The organism is Paraburkholderia phenazinium (genome assembly GCF_900142845.1).
Lineage (GTDB): Bacteria > Pseudomonadota > Gammaproteobacteria > Burkholderiales > Burkholderiaceae > Paraburkholderia > Paraburkholderia phenazinium_A.
On record NZ_FSRU01000003.1, the window covers coordinates 41744 to 57738 of the forward strand.

The following is a 15995-nucleotide window of genomic DNA, read 5'->3' on the forward strand; positions in this document are numbered from 1 at the left end:
CCTGCATGAAAAACGGCCGGCGCGCCTTCACGCTGCCGGCCGTTCCCTACCTTACTGCATTACTGCGGAGTCGGTTCGCTTTGCGGTGCGCCCGACGCGCCGTCGTTCAGCAACGCCTTCGCCGACAAACGCACGCGGCCCTTCTCGTCCGTCTGGATGACCTTGACCTTCACCTGCTGACCATCCTTCAGGTAGTCGTTGATGTCCTTGATGCGCTCGTTGGCGATCTCGGAAATGTGCAGCAGACCATCCTTGCCCGGCAGGATGTTCACGATCGCGCCGAAATCGAGCAGCTTGAGCACGGTGCCTTCGTAGACCTGGCCCACTTCGACTTCCAGCGTGATGTTCTCGATACGCTTCTTCGCTTCGGCCATGCCTTCGCTGCTGGTGCTGGCGATGGTGACGATGCCGTCGTCCGAAATATCGATCGTCGTGCCGGTTTCTTCGGTCAGCGCGCGGATCACCGAGCCACCCTTGCCGATCACGTCGCGGATCTTTTCCGGATTGATCTTGATGGTGATCATGCGCGGTGCGAATTCCGACAGTTGCGTGTTCGCGCCCGACACAGCCGAGGTCATCTTGCCGAGGATGTGCATACGGCCTTCCTTCGCTTGCGCGAGAGCGACCTGCATGATTTCCTTGGTGATGCCCTGAATCTTGATGTCCATCTGCAGCGCGGTCACGCCTTGCTCGGTACCCGCCACCTTGAAGTCCATGTCGCCGAGGTGATCTTCGTCGCCGAGGATGTCGGTCAGGACGGCAAACTTGTTGCCTTCGAGGATCAGGCCCATGGCGATGCCGGCGACGTGCGCCTTCATCGGCACGCCGGCGTCCATCAGTGCGAGGCAGCCGCCGCACACCGAAGCCATCGACGACGAACCGTTCGATTCGGTGATTTCCGACACGACACGAATCGAGTAGCCGAATTCGTCGGCGCTCGGCAGGCAAGCTGCCAGTGCGCGCTTGGCCAGACGGCCGTGACCGATTTCACGGCGCTTCGGCGAACCGACGCGGCCGGTTTCGCCGGTCGCGAACGGCGGCATGTTGTAGTGGAGCATGAAGCGCTCGCGGTACTCGCCTTCGAGCGCGTCGATGTTCTGCTCGTCGCCCTTGGTGCCCAGCGTGGCGACGACCAGCGCTTGCGTTTCGCCGCGCGTGAACAGTGCCGAGCCGTGCGTACGCGGCAGCACGCCGGTACGGATTTCGATCGGGCGCACGGTGCGCGTGTCGCGGCCGTCGATACGCGGTTCACCGTCGAGGATCTGCGTACGGACGATCTTCGCTTCGATGTCGAACAGCACGTTGCCGACCGTCGCCTTGTCTGCTGCAACCGTGCCGGCGGCAGCGGCTTCTTCTTCCAGCTTCGCCGACGTCGCTGCGTAGACTTCCTTCAGCTTGGTCGAACGGGCTTGCTTGTCGCGGATCTGGTACGCGGCGAGCAGGTCGGCTTGCGCCAGTTCCGTCACGCGGGCGATCAGCGGCTCGTTCTTGGCGGCCGGCTTCCAGTCCCATTCCGGCTTGCCGCCTTCGCGCACGAGTTCATGGATCGCGTCGATCGCGATCTGCATTTGCTCGTGACCGAACACCACTGCGCCGAGCATCACTTCTTCGGTCAGTTGTTGCGCTTCCGATTCCACCATCAGCACCGCGCGTTCCGTACCGGCGACGATCAGGTCGAGCGCCGATTCCTTCATTTGCGGACGCGTCGGGTTCAACACGTATTCGTTGTTGATGTAGGCCACGCGTGCTGCCCCGACCGGGCCGTTGAACGGCAGGCCGGATACGGCGAGCGCCGCCGACGCGCCGATCAGCGCGGGGATGTCGGCGGGGATTTCCGGGTTCAGCGACAGGACGTGGATCACGACCTGCACTTCGTTGTAGAAGCCTTCCGGGAACAGCGGGCGCAGCGGACGGTCGATCAGGCGCGAGATCAGCGTTTCGCCTTCCGACGGACGGCCTTCGCGACGGAAGAAGCCGCCGGGGATCTTGCCGGCAGCGTAGGTCTTTTCGAGGTAGTCGACGGTCAGCGGGAAGAAATCCTGACCCGGCTTGGCGGTCTTGGCGCCGACCACGGTAGCCAGCACGACGGTATCTTCGACGTCGACAATCACAGCACCGCTTGCCTGACGGGCGACTTCGCCCGTTTCGAGGCGAACGTTATGTTGGCCCCACTTAAATTCTTTGACGATTTTATTGAACATAGTCATTTTTTCACTCCATCGTTATGCCGCGCGGACCAGAAGCGGCGCGGCAACGCCAGGACCGTGCCCCATGGGAAGAGGAGTGTTATTTATGCCATTCCAGAGAACCGCGCTGCCGCGCGAACCGCTGGAATGACACAAAGCTCTGCCCTGAAGCCCGGCTGTGTTGGGTGTTGCCCGCTGCATGAACCGTCACGCTACTGCGGACAACCATCGGTGCACCTCACATGAAGCGCACCGTTCAAAAACAAAATGCCTGTATCAGTGAAACTGACACAGGCATCTTGCTGAGAGCGCCTTACTGCGCGCCCAATTACTTACGCAGACCCAGCTTCTCGATCAGTGCGCGGTAACGGTCCGCGTCCTTACCCTTCAGGTAGTCGAGCAGCTTACGACGACGGCTCACCATGCGCAGCAGACCGCGGCGGCTGTGGTGATCTTTCGTGTGGGCCTTGAAGTGAACGGTCAGTTCGTTGATACGGGTCGTCAGCAGAGCGACCTGAACTTCGGGGGAGCCGGTGTCGTTAGCAGCGCGTGCAAATTGCGCAACGACGTCGGACTTCTTGCTTGTTTCAACTGCGGTCATATCGATTTCCTTAAGTACTAGACAGGCGGTCACGGAAGAAAGGCCGTGCCGTGGGTTACAACGAGGGGCGTATTGTAGCACAGCCTGTACGTCAGGGCCGCGTCATGCGACAGGTGGCCGGCGCGACAGTGCGCCCGGGCGGCAGCGCCAGCACCGTGCGAAAGCCGTAGCCGGAACCCTCGTTGTCGAAGCGCACGCCCGGCGTCCCGGCCTTGTCCATCTCCATCACGTAAAGGGGCTGGATCATTTGATGATCCTCGGCGCGCATCCACGACGGGTGGAAGCCGTTGTCGAACTTCATCCCCTCCAGCGCCTTCGCAACCGCCTCCGGCTCGGCGCTGCCGGCCTTGTTCATGGCCGCGGCGAGCATTTCGACCATCAGTTCCATGCGCAGCACGGGGTAGTCGTCCTGGGCGGCCGGGTAGCGGGCGCGGAACGCCTTGTACCAGGCGTCCGAGGCGGCGCCGCCCGCGTTCGGGTGCCAGTCGGCCACCGCGATCACGCGCTTGACGCCGGCGTCGCCGAGTGCGGCCGGCGCACCGAGGCTATTGCCGTAGAACGTGTAGAACTTGGTGTCGAGGCCCTGCTCGCGCGCGGCCTTGACCAGCAGCGTCAGATCGTTGCCCCAGTTGCCCGTCACCACCGCATCCGCGCCGCTGGCGCGGATCTTCGCGATGTAGGGTGCGAAATCCTTCACGCGGCCAATGGGATGAAACTCGTCGCCGACAATCGCAATGTCCGGACGCTTCGCCGCCAGCGCCGAGCGCGCAAGCGCACTAACGTCGTGACCGAAGCTGTAGTCCTGATTCAGCAGATACACCTTCCTGACCGACGGATCGTGCTGGATCACATCGGCCAGCGCGTCCATGCGCATGCCCGCGTGCGCGTCGAAGCGGAAGTGCCAGAAGCTGCACGCGGCATTGGTGAGCGCGGGATCGTCGGCGGAATAGTTGAGGAACAGCTCGCGGTTGTCCGGCTCGCGGGAGTTCTGCTTGTCGATCGCGCCGATCAGCGCCGCCGCCACAGCTGAGCTATTGCCCTGCAGGACGTAGCCGATATGGCGGTCCGCCGCCGCCCGCAGTTGCAGCAGCGCCTCTTCGGGGCTGCCCTTGCTGTCCAGCACGACGAGTTCGAGCGGATGTGCGCCGTCGGCCAGCTTGACGCCACCATGCGCATTCACCGCTTCCACACCGAAGCGCAGATTGCGCTCCACCGCCGCGCCGGCGTTCGCGAACGGACCCGACATGCCCTCGATCAGCGCGAGCTGGATCGGCTTGCCGCCCGGCGCCGCACTCGACGAAGGCACACCCGTCTCGCCCGCGGCATAGGCTGCCGTCATCACCATCGCCGCCAGCGCCGCCGCCACGACGCGCCCCCACTTCGCCGCCATGCGCAGCTCCTCTGAATCGTCTGAAGCGCGGATCATAGGACGCACGACGCGGAATAAGCAAGCGGCCCGCAGCGTTAAGTTAACCGTGGTTGCACAATCTTTTGCCGCCCCGCGTGTCAAAATATTGCGTCTCGATGATAAAAACCACCATCAAACGCCATCGGAGGAAGTCATGTTCACCCGCCTCACATCCGCGTTCGCCTCGAGCGTTGCCTCGGCACGGCGGCGCGGGAATCTGCGGCGCACCGCGCTCGCCGGCCTCGGCGCGCTGCTGCTCGCGGGCTGCGTACAGCCGTGGCAGCAGTTCCAGCAGGGCGAGGACGAGTCCACCATCGTCGCGAAGCTCGGCACGCCGCGCGAAGTCTACGATCTGCCCAACGGCGGCAAACGTCTGATGTGGCCCACCCAGCCCATGGGCGAAACCACCACGGCAGCCGATATCGACGGCGCCGGCAAGATCCTCAACGTGCGCCAGGTGCTGCAGCCCAACGAGTTCTACAAGGCGCAAATCGGCACGTGGACCAAGAGCGATGTGCTGGTCAATTTCGGCCGTCCGGTGGAGACCTCCTACTTCCCGCTGATGAAGCGCGAGGTCTGGACCTATCGCTACCTGGAAGACAACGTCTGGTACATGATGTACAGCTTCTATTTCGACGATCAGGGCGTGCTGCGCACCACCCAGAAAACGCCTGATCCGCTGCACGATCCGGACCGCCGCAACTTCTTCTAGATCTAGACGCTGCGCGCACATCGCGCACGTTCAGGCCAGATGTGACAAGGCCCTCGCCATGGTGTGGCGAGGGCCTTTTTTGTGGGCCGCGGCGCGGGTCGCGCCGCCGGCTTACACGCCTTCCGAACGCTGCGGATTGACCTTTTCCACGTTCGAATACAGTTTGTTGAGCGCCGAGATATACGCCTTCGCGGAGGCCGCGACGATATCCGGATCGGTGCCCACGCCGTTGACGATGCGCCCGCTCTTCGACAGCCGCACGGTCACTTCGCCCTGTGCCTGAGTGCCGGTGGTAATCGCGTTCACCGAGTACAGCAGCAGTTCGGAGCCGCTGCCCACTTCCGTTTCGATCGCGTTCAGCGTGGCATCCACTGGGCCATTGCCGCGCGCTTCGCCGGTCACTTCCTTGCCTTCGACCGTGAACACCACGCGGGCATGCGGCTGTTCGCCCGTTTCCGAGTGCTGCGCGAGCGACAGGAACTGGTAGTGCTCCTTTTGCTGCGCTTCCGCGGACTCTTCGGTGACGATCGCGATGATGTCTTCGTCGAAAATTTCCGACTTGCGATCGGCCAGTTCCTTGAAGCGGGCAAACGCCGTGTTCAACTCCGCTTCGCTTTCCAGCGACACGCCAAGTTCCTGCAGGCGCTGCTTGAACGCATTGCGGCCCGAGAGCTTGCCGAGCACGATCTTGTTGGCGCTCCAGCCCACATCTTCGGCGCGCATGATTTCGTAGGTGTCGCGCGCCTTCAGCACGCCGTCCTGATGGATGCCCGAGGCGTGCGCAAACGCGTTCGCGCCGACTACCGCCTTGTTCGGCTGCACCACGAAACCGGTGATCTGCGAGACGAGCTTCGAGGCCGGCACGATCTGCGTGGTGTCGATGCCGAGATCGAGGCCGAAGTAGTCCTTGCGAGTCTTCACGGCCATCACGATTTCTTCGAGCGAGGTATTGCCCGCGCGCTCGCCGAGACCGTTGATCGTGCACTCCACCTGACGCGCGCCGCCAATCTGCACGCCGGCGAGCGAATTCGCCACTGCCATGCCGAGGTCGTTATGGCAGTGCACGGAGAACACCGCTTTGTCCGAATTCGGAATCCGTTCGCGCAGCGTCTTGACGAGCTGGCCGTACAGTTCCGGCACGCCGTAGCCGACCGTATCCGCGATGTTGATGGTGGTCGCGCCTTCGGCGATCACCGCTTCCAGCACGCGGCACAGGAAATCCATGTCCGAGCGGCTGCCGTCTTCCGGCGAGAATTCCACGTCGTTGGTGAACTTGCGCGCGAAGCGCACGGCGAGCTTCGCCTGCTCGAACACCTGGTCCGGCGTCATGCGCAACTTCTTTTCCATGTGCAACGGCGACGTTGCAATGAACGTGTGGATGCGGAAGTGATCGGCCGGCTTCAGCGCGTCGGCGGCGCGCTGGATGTCCTTGTCGTTGGCGCGGGCGAGCGAACAGACCGTGCTGTCCTTGATCATCGAGGCGATGGTGTGGATCGCGTCGAAATCGCCGTTCGAGCTGGCCGCAAAGCCGGCTTCGATGATGTCCACCTTCATCCGCTCCAATTGTTTGGCAATGCGGATTTTCTCTTCCTTCGTCATCGACGCGCCGGGCGATTGCTCGCCATCGCGCAACGTCGTGTCGAAAATAATCAGTTTGTCTGCCATCTCGGGTCTCCTGGGAGGATTCGGTCAAATACGGGGATCGAAAAACGGAATTCGGGTGTTTGCGCCACCGCAGGTGACGCCAAACAACGAACGAGGCAGACGGAGGGCGGAAACGATCAGCGCGTTAGGCGCGCTAGTGCTGGCACGCATAGCGGCGCGCCGGCTTGAAGAGGCTGGAAGGGGCACTGGAAAGTCACCATCCGGCGACTATAGCGGCATTCGGAAAATCCCGCAATTGGCTCTGCACCCGGCGCTGAGTAAGCCGCCGCACAGGTTTCCAGCAGGTTCCCAAGCGGAGCATTTCACTCGGCGCAGTATGAAAAACGGCAGCCCGCAGGCTGCCGTTTGAACCACGCCAAACGGTCGAGGCGAAGCCGCTCAGCGCTCGCGCTGCACCGAGCGGGCCGGATTGGCCCTGCCCCGCAGCGCCTGGTAGCCCCAGAACACATAGCCCGACAGGCCATAGAGGACGAACAGGCCGAACAGCATCAACGGCGGATCGGACGACACCAGCACGAACGCCACCACCACCAGCAGGATCACGCCGAACGGCACGCGATGCCGCACGTCGAGCGCCTTGCCGCTGTAGAACGGGGCATTCGACACCATGGTCACGCCGGCATAGATGGTCAGCACGAACGCCACCCACGGCAGCCAGACGAGCTTGACGGGCACACGGTTGTCGGTGGCAAGCCACACGAAACCGGCGATCAGCGCAGCCGCCGCCGGGCTCGGCATGCCTTGGAAGAAGCGCTTGTCGACCACGCCGATGTTGGTATTGAAGCGCGCAAGGCGCAGCGCCGCCCCGGAGCAATAGACGAACGCGGCAAGCCAGCCCCAGCGGCCGAGGTCTTTCAGCACCCATTCGTACATGACGAGCGCCGGCGCCACACCGAACGACACCATGTCAGAAAGACTGTCGAACTGCTCGCCGAACGCGCTTTGGGTATGCGTCATACGTGCGACGCGGCCGTCCATGCCGTCGAGCACCATGGCGACGAAAATCGCAATCGCGGCGACCTCGAAACGCACGTTCATGGCCTGCACCACCGCGAAGAAGCCGCAGAAGAGCGCGGCGGTGGTAAACGCGTTGGGCAGCAGATAAATGCCGCGCTTTCTCAGAAACTGCTGGCGCGCAGCGCGGCGGCTGTCGATCGGCCCCGCTTCCTGCACCATCGGCTTGTTGCGGCGAAACGGCCGCGGCTGCGCTGCAGCGGTGTTACGGGGACGACGCTTGAATGCGGCCATCGGAACAACCTCCCTTGTGCCGCTTTATAGTTCGAGTTCAGCCAGAATGGTCGACGACGCCGAAACCTTCTCGCCGATCGACACGCGCGGACGGCTGCCCACCGGCAGATACACGTCGACGCGCGAGCCGAAGCGAATAAAGCCATAACGCTGGCCGCGCGTGAGCGGCTCGCCCGAACGCACGTAGCAAAGAATGCGGCGCGCGATCAGACCGGCGATCTGCACCGAGGTCACGGTATGGCCGCTGGCCGTTTCGATCACCAGCGCATTGCGTTCGTTTTCGAGCGAAGCCTTGTCCACGGCGGCGTTCAGGTACGCGCCCGGGAAATATTCGACCTTCGAAATCGCGCCATCCACCGGCGAGCGCTGCGAGTGGACGTTGAACACGTTCATGAACACGCTGATTTTCAGCGCTTCACGGTTGGCGTACGGGTCATGCGTGGTTTCGACGGCGACGATGCGGCCGTCGGCCGGGCACAGCACGGCATTGGGCTGGGTGGGGATGGGACGCGCCGGATCGCGGAAGAACTGCACGACGAAGATGAGCAGCAGCCAGAACGGCCATGCAAAGCCGAACCCCGCGAAGGCATGGATCAACAACGCAACGACGGCCGCGATGGCGATAAACGGCCAGCCTTCGCGCGCGATGATCGGATGAGGGTAATTCATGGATGGATGAGCTTCTGTATTTTTGTAAAACCGTAGGATAGCAAAAGCCGCCCAGGGTTCAGCACCCTTGGGCGGCTTTTTGCATTACCGGCGCCTGCGCCGAAGCGCCGCGACGGTCAAAAGCGACGCAACCCGCTTAGTTCTTCGACTGGTCGACCAGCTTGTTCTTGGCGATCCACGGCATCATCGCGCGCAGCTTCGCACCGACCGTTTCGATCTGGTGTTCAGCCGTCAGGCGGCGGCGCGACTGCAGCGTCGGTGCGCCAGCCTTGTTTTCGATGATGAAGCTCTTGGCGTACTCACCGGTCTGGATGTCGGTCAGCACCTGCTTCATCGCCTTCTTCGTTTCGGCCGTCACGATCTTCGGACCCGTCACGTACTCGCCGTATTCGGCGTTGTTCGAGATCGAGTAGTTCATGTTGGCGATGCCGCCTTCATAGATCAGGTCGACGATCAGCTTCAGTTCGTGCAGGCACTCGAAGTACGCCATTTCCGGTGCGTAGCCCGCTTCCACCAGCGTTTCGAAGCCGGCCTTGATCAGGTCGACCGTACCGCCGCACAGCACGGCTTGTTCGCCGAACAGGTCGGTTTCGGTTTCTTCGCGGAAGTTGGTTTCGATGATGCCGGCACGGCCGCCGCCGTTCGCTGCCGCGTACGACAGGGCGATGTCGCGCGCTGCGCCCGACTTGTCTTGCGCAACGGCGATCAGGTGGGGCACGCCGCCACCTTGCGAGTAGGTGCCGCGCACCGTGTGGCCCGGCGCCTTCGGCGCGATCATGATGACGTCGAGGTCGGCACGCGGAATGACCTGGCCGTAGTGCACGTTGAAACCGTGCGCGAAGGCGAGAGCCGCGCCCTCCTTGGCGTTGGCGTGCACTTCCTTGGCATAGACTTCGGCGATCTGCTCGTCCGGCAGCAGCATCATGACGACGTCCGCGCCCTTCACGGCTTCAGCCACTTCCTTGACTTGCAGGCCGGCGTTCTCAGCCTTGCTCCACGAAGCGCCGCCCTTACGCAGGCCGACCGTCACGTTCACGCCGCTTTCCTTCAGGTTCAGCGCGTGAGCATGGCCTTGCGAGCCATAGCCGATGATGGTGACTTGCTTGCCCTTGATGAGGGAGAGGTCGGCGTCCTTGTCGTAGAAAACTTTCATGTCTGTTCCTTGGCTAAATTCAATGAAATCGGTGAAATTCAAATAATGCGTGGGTGTTGCATGGCCGGGTGGGTGCAGGCACTGCCCGGCCTCGATCGATGGCGTCAAACCTTCAGAATGCGTTCGCCGCGGCCGATCCCCGAGCTGCCCGTGCGGACCGTTTCGAGAATCGCGGTGGCGTCGAGCCCTTCAATGAAGGCATCGAGCTTGTCGCTCGCGCCGGTCAGTTCGATCGTATAGGTCTTTTCGGTGACGTCGATGATGCGGCCGCGGAAGATATCCGACATCCGTTTCATTTCCTCACGCTCCTTGCCGACCGCCCTTACCTTGATCAACATCAGCTCGCGCTCGATATGGGCGCCCTCGGTAAGGTCGACCACTTTCACCACCTCGATCAGGCGGTTCAAATGCTTCGTGATCTGTTCGATCACGTCGTCCGAGCCAATGGAAACGATGGTCATGCGCGACAGCGAATGGTCTTCGGTCGGGGCCACCGTCAAGGTTTCAATGTTGTACCCGCGAGCGGAGAACAGACCGACCACGCGCGAGAGCGCGCCCGGTTCGTTTTCCAGCAGGACGGAAATAATGTGTCTCATGTTTCGCTTCTTCCAGATGTGTGATGTATGCGAGCCGGCCGGCGCCGCTTCGTCTGCCTACGCTTTTTTTGAAAGCGCGCATGACGAAGTCAACGCAAAACCGTCGTTATAGATCTTCCGAACCGAGCAGCATCTCCGTGATGCCCTTGCCGGCCTGAACCATCGGCCAGACGTTTTCGGTCGGATCGGTCTGAAAGTCGAGAAACACCGTGCGATCCTTCAGGCGCAGCGCTTCTTTCAGCGCCGGCTCGACATCCGCCGTCTTCTCGATGCGCATGCCGACGTGGCCGTAAGCCTCGGCGAGCTTCACGAAATCCGGCAGCGCATCCATGTACGAATGCGAATAGCGCTTGCTGTATTCGATCTGCTGCCACTGGCGCACCATGCCCAGATAGCGGTTGTTCAGCGAAATGATCTTGATCGGCGTTTCGTACTGCTTGCAGGTCGAGAGCTCCTGGATGCACATCTGGATCGAGCCTTCGCCCGTGATGCAGAGCACGTCGTCGTCCGGGTGCGCCATCTTCACGCCCATCGCCGCCGGCAGGCCGAAGCCCATCGTGCCGAGACCGCCGGAGTTGATCCAGCGGCGCGGCTTGTTGAAGCGATAGAACTGCGCCGCCCACATCTGGTGCTGGCCGACGTCCGAACACACGAAGGCATTGCCGTCGGTCAGTTCATACGCCTTTTCCACCACGTACTGCGGCTTGATGATGTCGCTCTTGCGGTCGAACTTCAGGCAGTCTTTGGCGCGCCAGGCTTCGATGTCCTTCCACCAGTCGGCGAGCGCCGCGGTGTCCGGGCCATGCTCGGCCGTCTGCAACTGCTCGATCAGCTCCTTCAGCACTTCCTTGACGTCGCCGACGATCGGAATGTCGACCTTGACGCGCTTGGAAATGGAGGAGGGATCGATGTCGATGTGGATGATCTTGCGCGGCACCGACGAGAAATGCGCCGGGTCGCCGATCACGCGGTCGTCAAAGCGCGCACCGATGGCGATCAGCACGTCGCAGTGCTGCATGGCCATGTTGGCTTCGTACGTACCGTGCATGCCGAGCATGCCGAGGAATTTCCTGTCGCTCGCGCGATAGCCGCCCAGCCCCATCAGCGTATTCGTGACGGGGTAGCCGAGCAGATCGGCGAACTGGTTCAGCTCGCGCGCCGCATCTGCGAGGATGATGCCGCCGCCGGTGTAGATATACGGACGCTTCGCGCCGAGCAGCAAGGACACAGCCTTGCGGATCTGGCCGGAGTGACCCTTCGTGACCGGGTTATACGAACGCAGCGAAACGCTCTTCAGCGGTTCGTACTGGCAAGGCGTCTTCGACACGTCTTTCGGAATGTCGATCAGCACTGGGCCGGGCCGGCCGGTACGGGCGATGTAGAACGCTTTTTTAACGGTAGCGGCGAGGTCGCGCACGTCCTTCACGAGGAAGTTGTGCTTCACGCAGGGACGCGTGATGCCGACCGTATCGCACTCCTGGAACGCATCCTGGCCGATGGCGGCCGTCGGCACCTGGCCGCTGATCACCACCAGAGGAATTGAATCCATATAGGCGGTGGCGATGCCGGTCACCGCATTGGTGACGCCGGGGCCGGAGGTCACGAGACACACGCCGACCTTGCCCGTTGAGCGCGCATAGGCGTCAGCGGCATGGACTGCGGCTTGTTCGTGGCGCACGAGGATGTGCTGGAATTTGTCCTGCTTGTACAGCTCGTCGTAGATGTAGAGTACCGAGCCGCCGGGATAGCCCCACACAAACTCGACGTCTTCGTCAGCCAATGCGCGCATGAGCACGGTGGCGCCGATAGAGTCAGTTTCGCGATGGGAAGTCGTATCCGACGTGGAGAATTCCGCGCTGGGCATATTCATTCATTCACCTTTCGAATTTTCGGCAAAAAATTGATCGGGTGCTCTCTGCCGGGCTTGTGGCTCGGGTTCAAGCGGCGCGTCCACTTTGACAGGTGAGCTTCTTGGGCCACACCTCAAATGAGACAAGTCACTTATGTTGCGAACCGTCGAAGATATCTGCTGTCGGCTCGACGGTCAAGAAAATATTTCCGCGCCATCCGCAACAACCCCACCCAACCCTGAGAAAAGTTGTCTTAAGTATCGATGCGGCATCGTGTTTTTCCCCAGCGAGGCGAAAGTTTGTTAGCATCCGCCAGTTTTACGACAATTTCGATCGATTACGCGCACGCTCGCTGCGCCGACCCCCAACGGATGGCATCAGACAAGGAACTCGCCGATTTTCTGGCGGGCGTCGAAAGGCGCGCGTTCAAGCAGACGGTCTACGCCGTGCGGGACGACGACGCCTCGCTCGACATCGTGCAGGACGCGATGATCAAGCTCGCCGAAAAATATGGCGACCGTCCAGCAGCCGAACTGCCGCTGCTGTTTCAGCGTATTCTGCAGAATGCGATGCACGACTATTTTCGTCGGCAGAAAGTACGCAATACCTGGGTTAGTCTGTTCTCCTCGCTCGGCAACGCCGACGACGACGAATTCGACCCTTTGGAGACATTCGAGGCACAAGAAGGCTCGGTAGGCGCCGAGAGTAGCGAGCAGAAGCTGGAGCGCGAACAAGTCTTACAGTTGATTGACGACGAGATCCAAAAATTACCGGCACGTCAACGGGAGGCGTTTCTCATGCGTTATTGGGAAGATATGGATGTCGCCGAGACTGCTGCCGCAATGGGCTGCTCCGAAGGCAGTGTGAAGACGCACTGCTCGCGAGCCACTCATACGCTGGCGCAAGCGCTCAAGGCCAAAGGAATCACGCTATGAGCTCCTCTCTCGATACGAAAGAACTTGAGTTCGCGAGGCAAGTCCGCCGCGCGCTCGACGAAAATGCCGCCAGTCTTTCTCCCGCCACCGTCGACCGGCTCGCCGTGGCACGCCGCGCCGCGCTGGCCCGCAAAAAGCCCGAGCCGGTGACTGCGCCCGTGTTCGTGCCGGCCTTTGCCGGCGCCGCCGGGGCGCTGTCCGGCATGCCGCAAGCCGAGGTCCCGCACCGCCGCCGTTCGCCGCTGCGCCGCTTTGCGCTCGCCTGGCCGCTGGCCGCGCTGGTGATCAGCCTGGTGGCGATCGCCTACTGGGAAGACCAGCAACGCACTGCCGAACTCGCCGATATTGACGCCGCCATGCTGAGCGACGATCTGCCGCTCAACGCATATCTCGATCACGGCTTCAACGCGTATCTTTCGCGCGCGCATTGAGCGGGAGGCTCTTCGGGTGAGTTACAAGCGCGGCCTCGCCGTTGTTTTCGGATGCGCAATCGCGGCCCTCGTGTCGTTTGCCGCGACGTATCCGCGCTTCTACCCGAGCGCCTCGTCCGTTGCGGTCCCTGCCGGCGGCGCGCCTGCCAAGGCCGCCGTGCCGGCGCTCGGCGTCGAACTGCCGGGCCTGCCCAGCACCAGCCCCCTCTCCTGGTCGCACCTCACTGACGCCGAGCACATCGCGCTCGCGCCGTTTGCCGGCGTCTGGGATACCTTCAGCGACGAACGTAAGCGAAAATGGATCAAGATCGCCTCACGTTACTCGAAGTTGACGACTGAACAGCAAAAGGGCCTGCACGACCGCATGACCGAATGGGTCCGCCTGACGCCGGATCAGCGCCGGGTCGCCCGCGAGAATTACCAGGTCTCGAAGGAACTGCCGCGCGAAGCGCGCCAGAAGGCCTGGAAAGCCTATCAGCAGCTACCGGAAGAGCAGAAAGAGAAGCTGGCCGCGAGCGAGCGCAAGCACCGGCCCACGGTCGTCAGCGCGCCGCCGTCCGGCAGAACCGAGCTGAAGGATATCGAACGTCTCGTCAGTGGGCGCGAGCGCGCAGCCAGCGGCGCGGTCACCACGGCCAACGCGTCGGGCACCGGCGCCGCGCTGCCGGGCGGGCCGGCGACGCCCTCCTCCGGCAGCGTTGCACCCGCCACGCCGACGCCGGCCGCGCCGCCGGCAACCGAATCGATCTACAACGGCTCCTGAGCCCGGCGCGCCCGGCCCACCTTCCCCATGAACGTGCCCACCGCGCCCAACGTGCCCGATCCGCTCGCCACACCCCAACCTCCCGCTAATGCACTGCCTGCTACGCCGTCGATACGCCGCCGGCTGGCGACGATGCTCTACGAAGGCGTGATCCTGTTCGGCGTGGTGTTCCTTGCCGGCTACCTGTTCAGCACGCTGACGCAGCAGCGCAATGGGTTGACCCACCACAATCTGCTGGCCGCATGGATCGGTTTCGTGGTCGGCCTGTATTTTGTGTGGTTCTGGACCCACAGTGGCCAGACCCTGCCCATGAAAACCTGGCGGCTGCGCGTGGTCGCCGCAAACGGCACGCCGCTCTCCACGCCGCGCGCAATTGCGCGCTACGTGCTGGCGTGGCTATGGTTTCTGCCGCCGCTCGCGCTGCATCCGCTGCTTGGACTTTCGGTGCCGCACACGCTCCTGATTGCCGCCGCCTGGTTCGTGCTGTGGGCCGCGACAGGCCGACTGGACGCCAACCGGCAGTTCCTGCACGACCGGCTGGCCGGCACCCGGATCATCGCCGTAGCCGGCTGAAACGCCCCACGTGGCGAAGCGTTCCCGCTTCGCTTCCCGCACGACATGCCGCGTTGACCCGGCTCCCGCCGGCGCCGCCACGCGTCCTCACGCCCCCTCCCCGTAATAAGAACTTCTCGTGACTGTCACGGCACAGTCATGTGCGGATGGCGCAATACGGGCACTGCAACTCGACGCGTGAGCCATGGACCCCAACACGTCCGCGACTTCCTTGTTCCGCCAGACTGGCCCGAGCGTCGACCCCGTCGCTTTCCGGCCGGACTCCGCCTCCTTCGGCGCCGGCCTGCCGCTGCCCCTGCCGCCGCTCTCCTCGGACCCGCAACCCGGCCGTCACGACGACGATCACGAGGAGCCGCATCGCTACCGCACGATCTGGCTGTCCGACATCCACCTCGGCTCGAGCGGCTGCCAGGCGCCGTACCTGCTCGACTTCCTGCGCCACAACGACTCGGAGTATCTGTACCTGGTCGGCGACATCATCGACGGCTGGCAGTTGAAGAAGGGCTGGTACTGGCCGCAGGCGCACAACGACGTGGTGCAGAAGATCCTGCGCAAGGCCCGCAAGGGCACCCAGGTCGTCTACATCCCCGGCAATCACGACGAAGCGGCGCGCCAGTTCTGCGATCTCGCCTTCGGCGACATCCATGTGCGCGGCGAAGCCTTCCACACCACGCTCGCCGGCAAGCGCCTGTGGATCGTGCACGGCGACCTGTTCGACGGCGTGATCCAGCATGCCAAGTGGCTCGCCTACCTCGGCGACAGCCTCTACACGCTGATTCTCGTGCTGAACCGCTGGTTCAACCGGATCCGCAGCCGCCTCGGCTTCCAGTACTGGTCGCTGTCGCAGTACCTCAAGCATCAGGTGAAGAACGCGGTGAATTTCATCTCCTCGTTCGAACGCGTGATGACCGACGAAGCCCGCCGCCGCGGTTGCGACGGCGTGGTCTGCGGCCACATCCACAAAGCCGAGATTCGCGATATCGACGGCGTGCTGTACTGCAACGACGGCGACTGGGTCGAAAGCCTGTCGGCGCTCGTCGAAACCTTCGAAGGTGAACTCAAGGTGATCTACTGGACCGTGATGCGCTCGCCTGAAGTCAGCGCGCAAAAGGCCCGGGCGACCACCGCCTGACAATCGCCTGGTGGCCGCTGATTGGTCATTGAATACCCGCGTCATCCCTTTTAACTTCTATTGGGCCAAAACC

The 15995-nt window shown here is 62.7% G+C and carries 15 protein-coding genes; 6 read left to right on the forward strand and 9 right to left on the reverse strand.

The window, feature by feature from the left end:
* Positions 1 to 59 precede the first annotated feature (59 nt).
* The 3 genes from pnp to BUS12_RS33785 all read right to left on the reverse strand — a co-directional run bounded on the left by pnp (position 60) and on the right by BUS12_RS33785 (position 4177).
* A complete protein-coding gene (gene pnp / locus BUS12_RS33775; RefSeq protein ID WP_171991766.1) occupies positions 60 to 2207 on the reverse strand; it encodes a polyribonucleotide nucleotidyltransferase in 2148 nt (715 codons plus the stop codon).
* A gap of 307 nt (positions 2208 to 2514) precedes the next feature.
* Complete coding sequence (gene rpsO / locus BUS12_RS33780) at positions 2515 to 2787, reverse strand: 30S ribosomal protein S15 (protein ID WP_074301875.1); 273 nt, start codon at positions 2785 to 2787, stop codon at positions 2515 to 2517.
* 91 nt (positions 2788 to 2878) lie between these two features.
* Positions 2879 to 4177: a branched-chain amino acid ABC transporter substrate-binding protein gene (locus tag BUS12_RS33785; RefSeq protein ID WP_074301876.1), complete on the reverse strand. Its 1299-nt coding sequence runs from the start codon at positions 4175 to 4177 to the stop codon at positions 2879 to 2881.
* 172 nt (positions 4178 to 4349) lie between these two features.
* Here BUS12_RS33785 and BUS12_RS33790 point away from each other — a divergent pair, with 172 nt between their 5' ends.
* The gene (locus tag BUS12_RS33790; protein WP_074301877.1) at positions 4350 to 4907 is read left to right on the forward strand and encodes a hypothetical protein; all 558 of its coding nucleotides are present in this window, start codon (positions 4350 to 4352) and stop codon (positions 4905 to 4907) included.
* A 111-nt stretch (positions 4908 to 5018) separates the two neighbouring features.
* Here the strand turns inward: BUS12_RS33790 and BUS12_RS33795 are convergent, their stop codons facing one another.
* The 6 genes from BUS12_RS33795 to BUS12_RS33820 form a co-directional block, all read right to left on the reverse strand.
* A complete protein-coding gene (locus BUS12_RS33795) occupies positions 5019 to 6572 on the reverse strand; it encodes a 2-isopropylmalate synthase (protein ID WP_074301878.1) in 1554 nt (517 codons plus the stop codon).
* 378 nt (positions 6573 to 6950) lie between these two features.
* Positions 6951 to 7820, reverse strand: a complete 870-nt coding sequence (gene pssA / locus BUS12_RS33800; protein WP_074301879.1) for a CDP-diacylglycerol--serine O-phosphatidyltransferase — start codon at positions 7818 to 7820, stop codon at positions 6951 to 6953.
* A gap of 24 nt (positions 7821 to 7844) precedes the next feature.
* Positions 7845 to 8489, reverse strand: a complete 645-nt coding sequence (locus tag BUS12_RS33805) for a phosphatidylserine decarboxylase (RefSeq protein WP_074301880.1) — start codon at positions 8487 to 8489, stop codon at positions 7845 to 7847.
* Positions 8490 to 8625: 136 nt separating this feature from the next.
* Positions 8626 to 9642 carry a ketol-acid reductoisomerase gene (gene ilvC, locus BUS12_RS33810; protein ID WP_074301881.1) on the reverse strand — a complete coding sequence of 339 codons (1017 nt, stop codon included), beginning with the start codon at positions 9640 to 9642 and terminating at the stop codon, positions 8626 to 8628.
* Positions 9643 to 9746: 104 nt separating this feature from the next.
* Positions 9747 to 10238, reverse strand: a complete 492-nt coding sequence (gene ilvN, locus BUS12_RS33815) for an acetolactate synthase small subunit (RefSeq protein ID WP_074301882.1) — start codon at positions 10236 to 10238, stop codon at positions 9747 to 9749.
* Between the two features lie 106 nt (positions 10239 to 10344).
* A complete protein-coding gene (locus tag BUS12_RS33820; protein WP_074301883.1) occupies positions 10345 to 12108 on the reverse strand; it encodes an acetolactate synthase 3 catalytic subunit in 1764 nt (587 codons plus the stop codon).
* Positions 12109 to 12459: 351 nt separating this feature from the next.
* On the opposite strand from BUS12_RS33820, the gene BUS12_RS33825 reads away from it, so the two are divergent.
* From BUS12_RS33825 to BUS12_RS33845, 5 genes are all read left to right on the forward strand, one after another.
* A complete protein-coding gene (locus BUS12_RS33825) occupies positions 12460 to 13023 on the forward strand; it encodes an RNA polymerase sigma factor (protein WP_074301884.1) in 564 nt (187 codons plus the stop codon).
* Positions 13020 to 13454, forward strand: a complete 435-nt coding sequence (locus tag BUS12_RS33830; RefSeq protein ID WP_074301885.1) for a DUF3619 family protein — start codon at positions 13020 to 13022, stop codon at positions 13452 to 13454. The genes BUS12_RS33825 and BUS12_RS33830 overlap by 4 nt, the downstream gene beginning before the upstream one ends.
* Positions 13455 to 13470: 16 nt before the next feature.
* Positions 13471 to 14217, forward strand: coding sequence for a DUF3106 domain-containing protein (locus tag BUS12_RS33835; protein ID WP_074301886.1), 747 nt, complete (start codon positions 13471 to 13473; stop codon positions 14215 to 14217).
* Positions 14218 to 14244: 27 nt separating this feature from the next.
* Entirely contained in the window at positions 14245 to 14790 is a 546-nt protein-coding gene (locus BUS12_RS33840) for an RDD family protein (RefSeq protein WP_074301887.1), read from the forward strand.
* Between the two features lie 184 nt (positions 14791 to 14974).
* Positions 14975 to 15922 (forward strand): UDP-2,3-diacylglucosamine diphosphatase, encoded by a 948-nt coding sequence (locus BUS12_RS33845; protein ID WP_074301888.1) that lies wholly within the window; start codon positions 14975 to 14977, stop codon positions 15920 to 15922.
* The last annotated feature ends 73 nt before the right edge of the window (positions 15923 to 15995 follow it).

Bases quoted from the DNA above. Each gene is read 5' to 3' on its own strand.
- pssA (WP_074301879.1), bottom strand. From the start codon at position 7,820: ATGGCCGCATTCAAGCGTCGTCCCCGTAACACCGCTGCAGCGCAGCCG.
- ilvN (WP_074301882.1), bottom strand. From the start codon at position 10,238: ATGAGACACATTATTTCCGTCCTGCTGGAAAACGAACCGGGCGCGCTC.
- BUS12_RS33845 (WP_074301888.1), top strand. From the start codon at position 14,975: ATGGACCCCAACACGTCCGCGACTTCCTTGTTCCGCCAGACTGGCCCG.
- ilvC (WP_074301881.1), bottom strand. From the start codon at position 9,642: ATGAAAGTTTTCTACGACAAGGACGCCGACCTCTCCCTCATCAAGGGC.
- BUS12_RS33820 (WP_074301883.1), bottom strand. From the start codon at position 12,108: ATGAATATGCCCAGCGCGGAATTCTCCACGTCGGATACGACTTCCCAT.
- BUS12_RS33790 (WP_074301877.1), top strand. From the start codon at position 4,350: ATGTTCACCCGCCTCACATCCGCGTTCGCCTCGAGCGTTGCCTCGGCA.
- BUS12_RS33805 (WP_074301880.1), bottom strand. From the start codon at position 8,489: ATGAATTACCCTCATCCGATCATCGCGCGCGAAGGCTGGCCGTTTATC.
- BUS12_RS33795 (WP_074301878.1), bottom strand. From the start codon at position 6,572: ATGGCAGACAAACTGATTATTTTCGACACGACGTTGCGCGATGGCGAG.
- rpsO (WP_074301875.1), bottom strand. From the start codon at position 2,787: ATGACCGCAGTTGAAACAAGCAAGAAGTCCGACGTCGTTGCGCAATTT.
- BUS12_RS33785 (WP_074301876.1), bottom strand. From the start codon at position 4,177: ATGGCGGCGAAGTGGGGGCGCGTCGTGGCGGCGGCGCTGGCGGCGATG.
- pnp (WP_171991766.1), bottom strand. From the start codon at position 2,207: ATGACTATGTTCAATAAAATCGTCAAAGAATTTAAGTGGGGCCAACAT.
- BUS12_RS33840 (WP_074301887.1), top strand. From the start codon at position 14,245: ATGAACGTGCCCACCGCGCCCAACGTGCCCGATCCGCTCGCCACACCC.
- BUS12_RS33825 (WP_074301884.1), top strand. From the start codon at position 12,460: ATGGCATCAGACAAGGAACTCGCCGATTTTCTGGCGGGCGTCGAAAGG.
- BUS12_RS33830 (WP_074301885.1), top strand. From the start codon at position 13,020: ATGAGCTCCTCTCTCGATACGAAAGAACTTGAGTTCGCGAGGCAAGTC.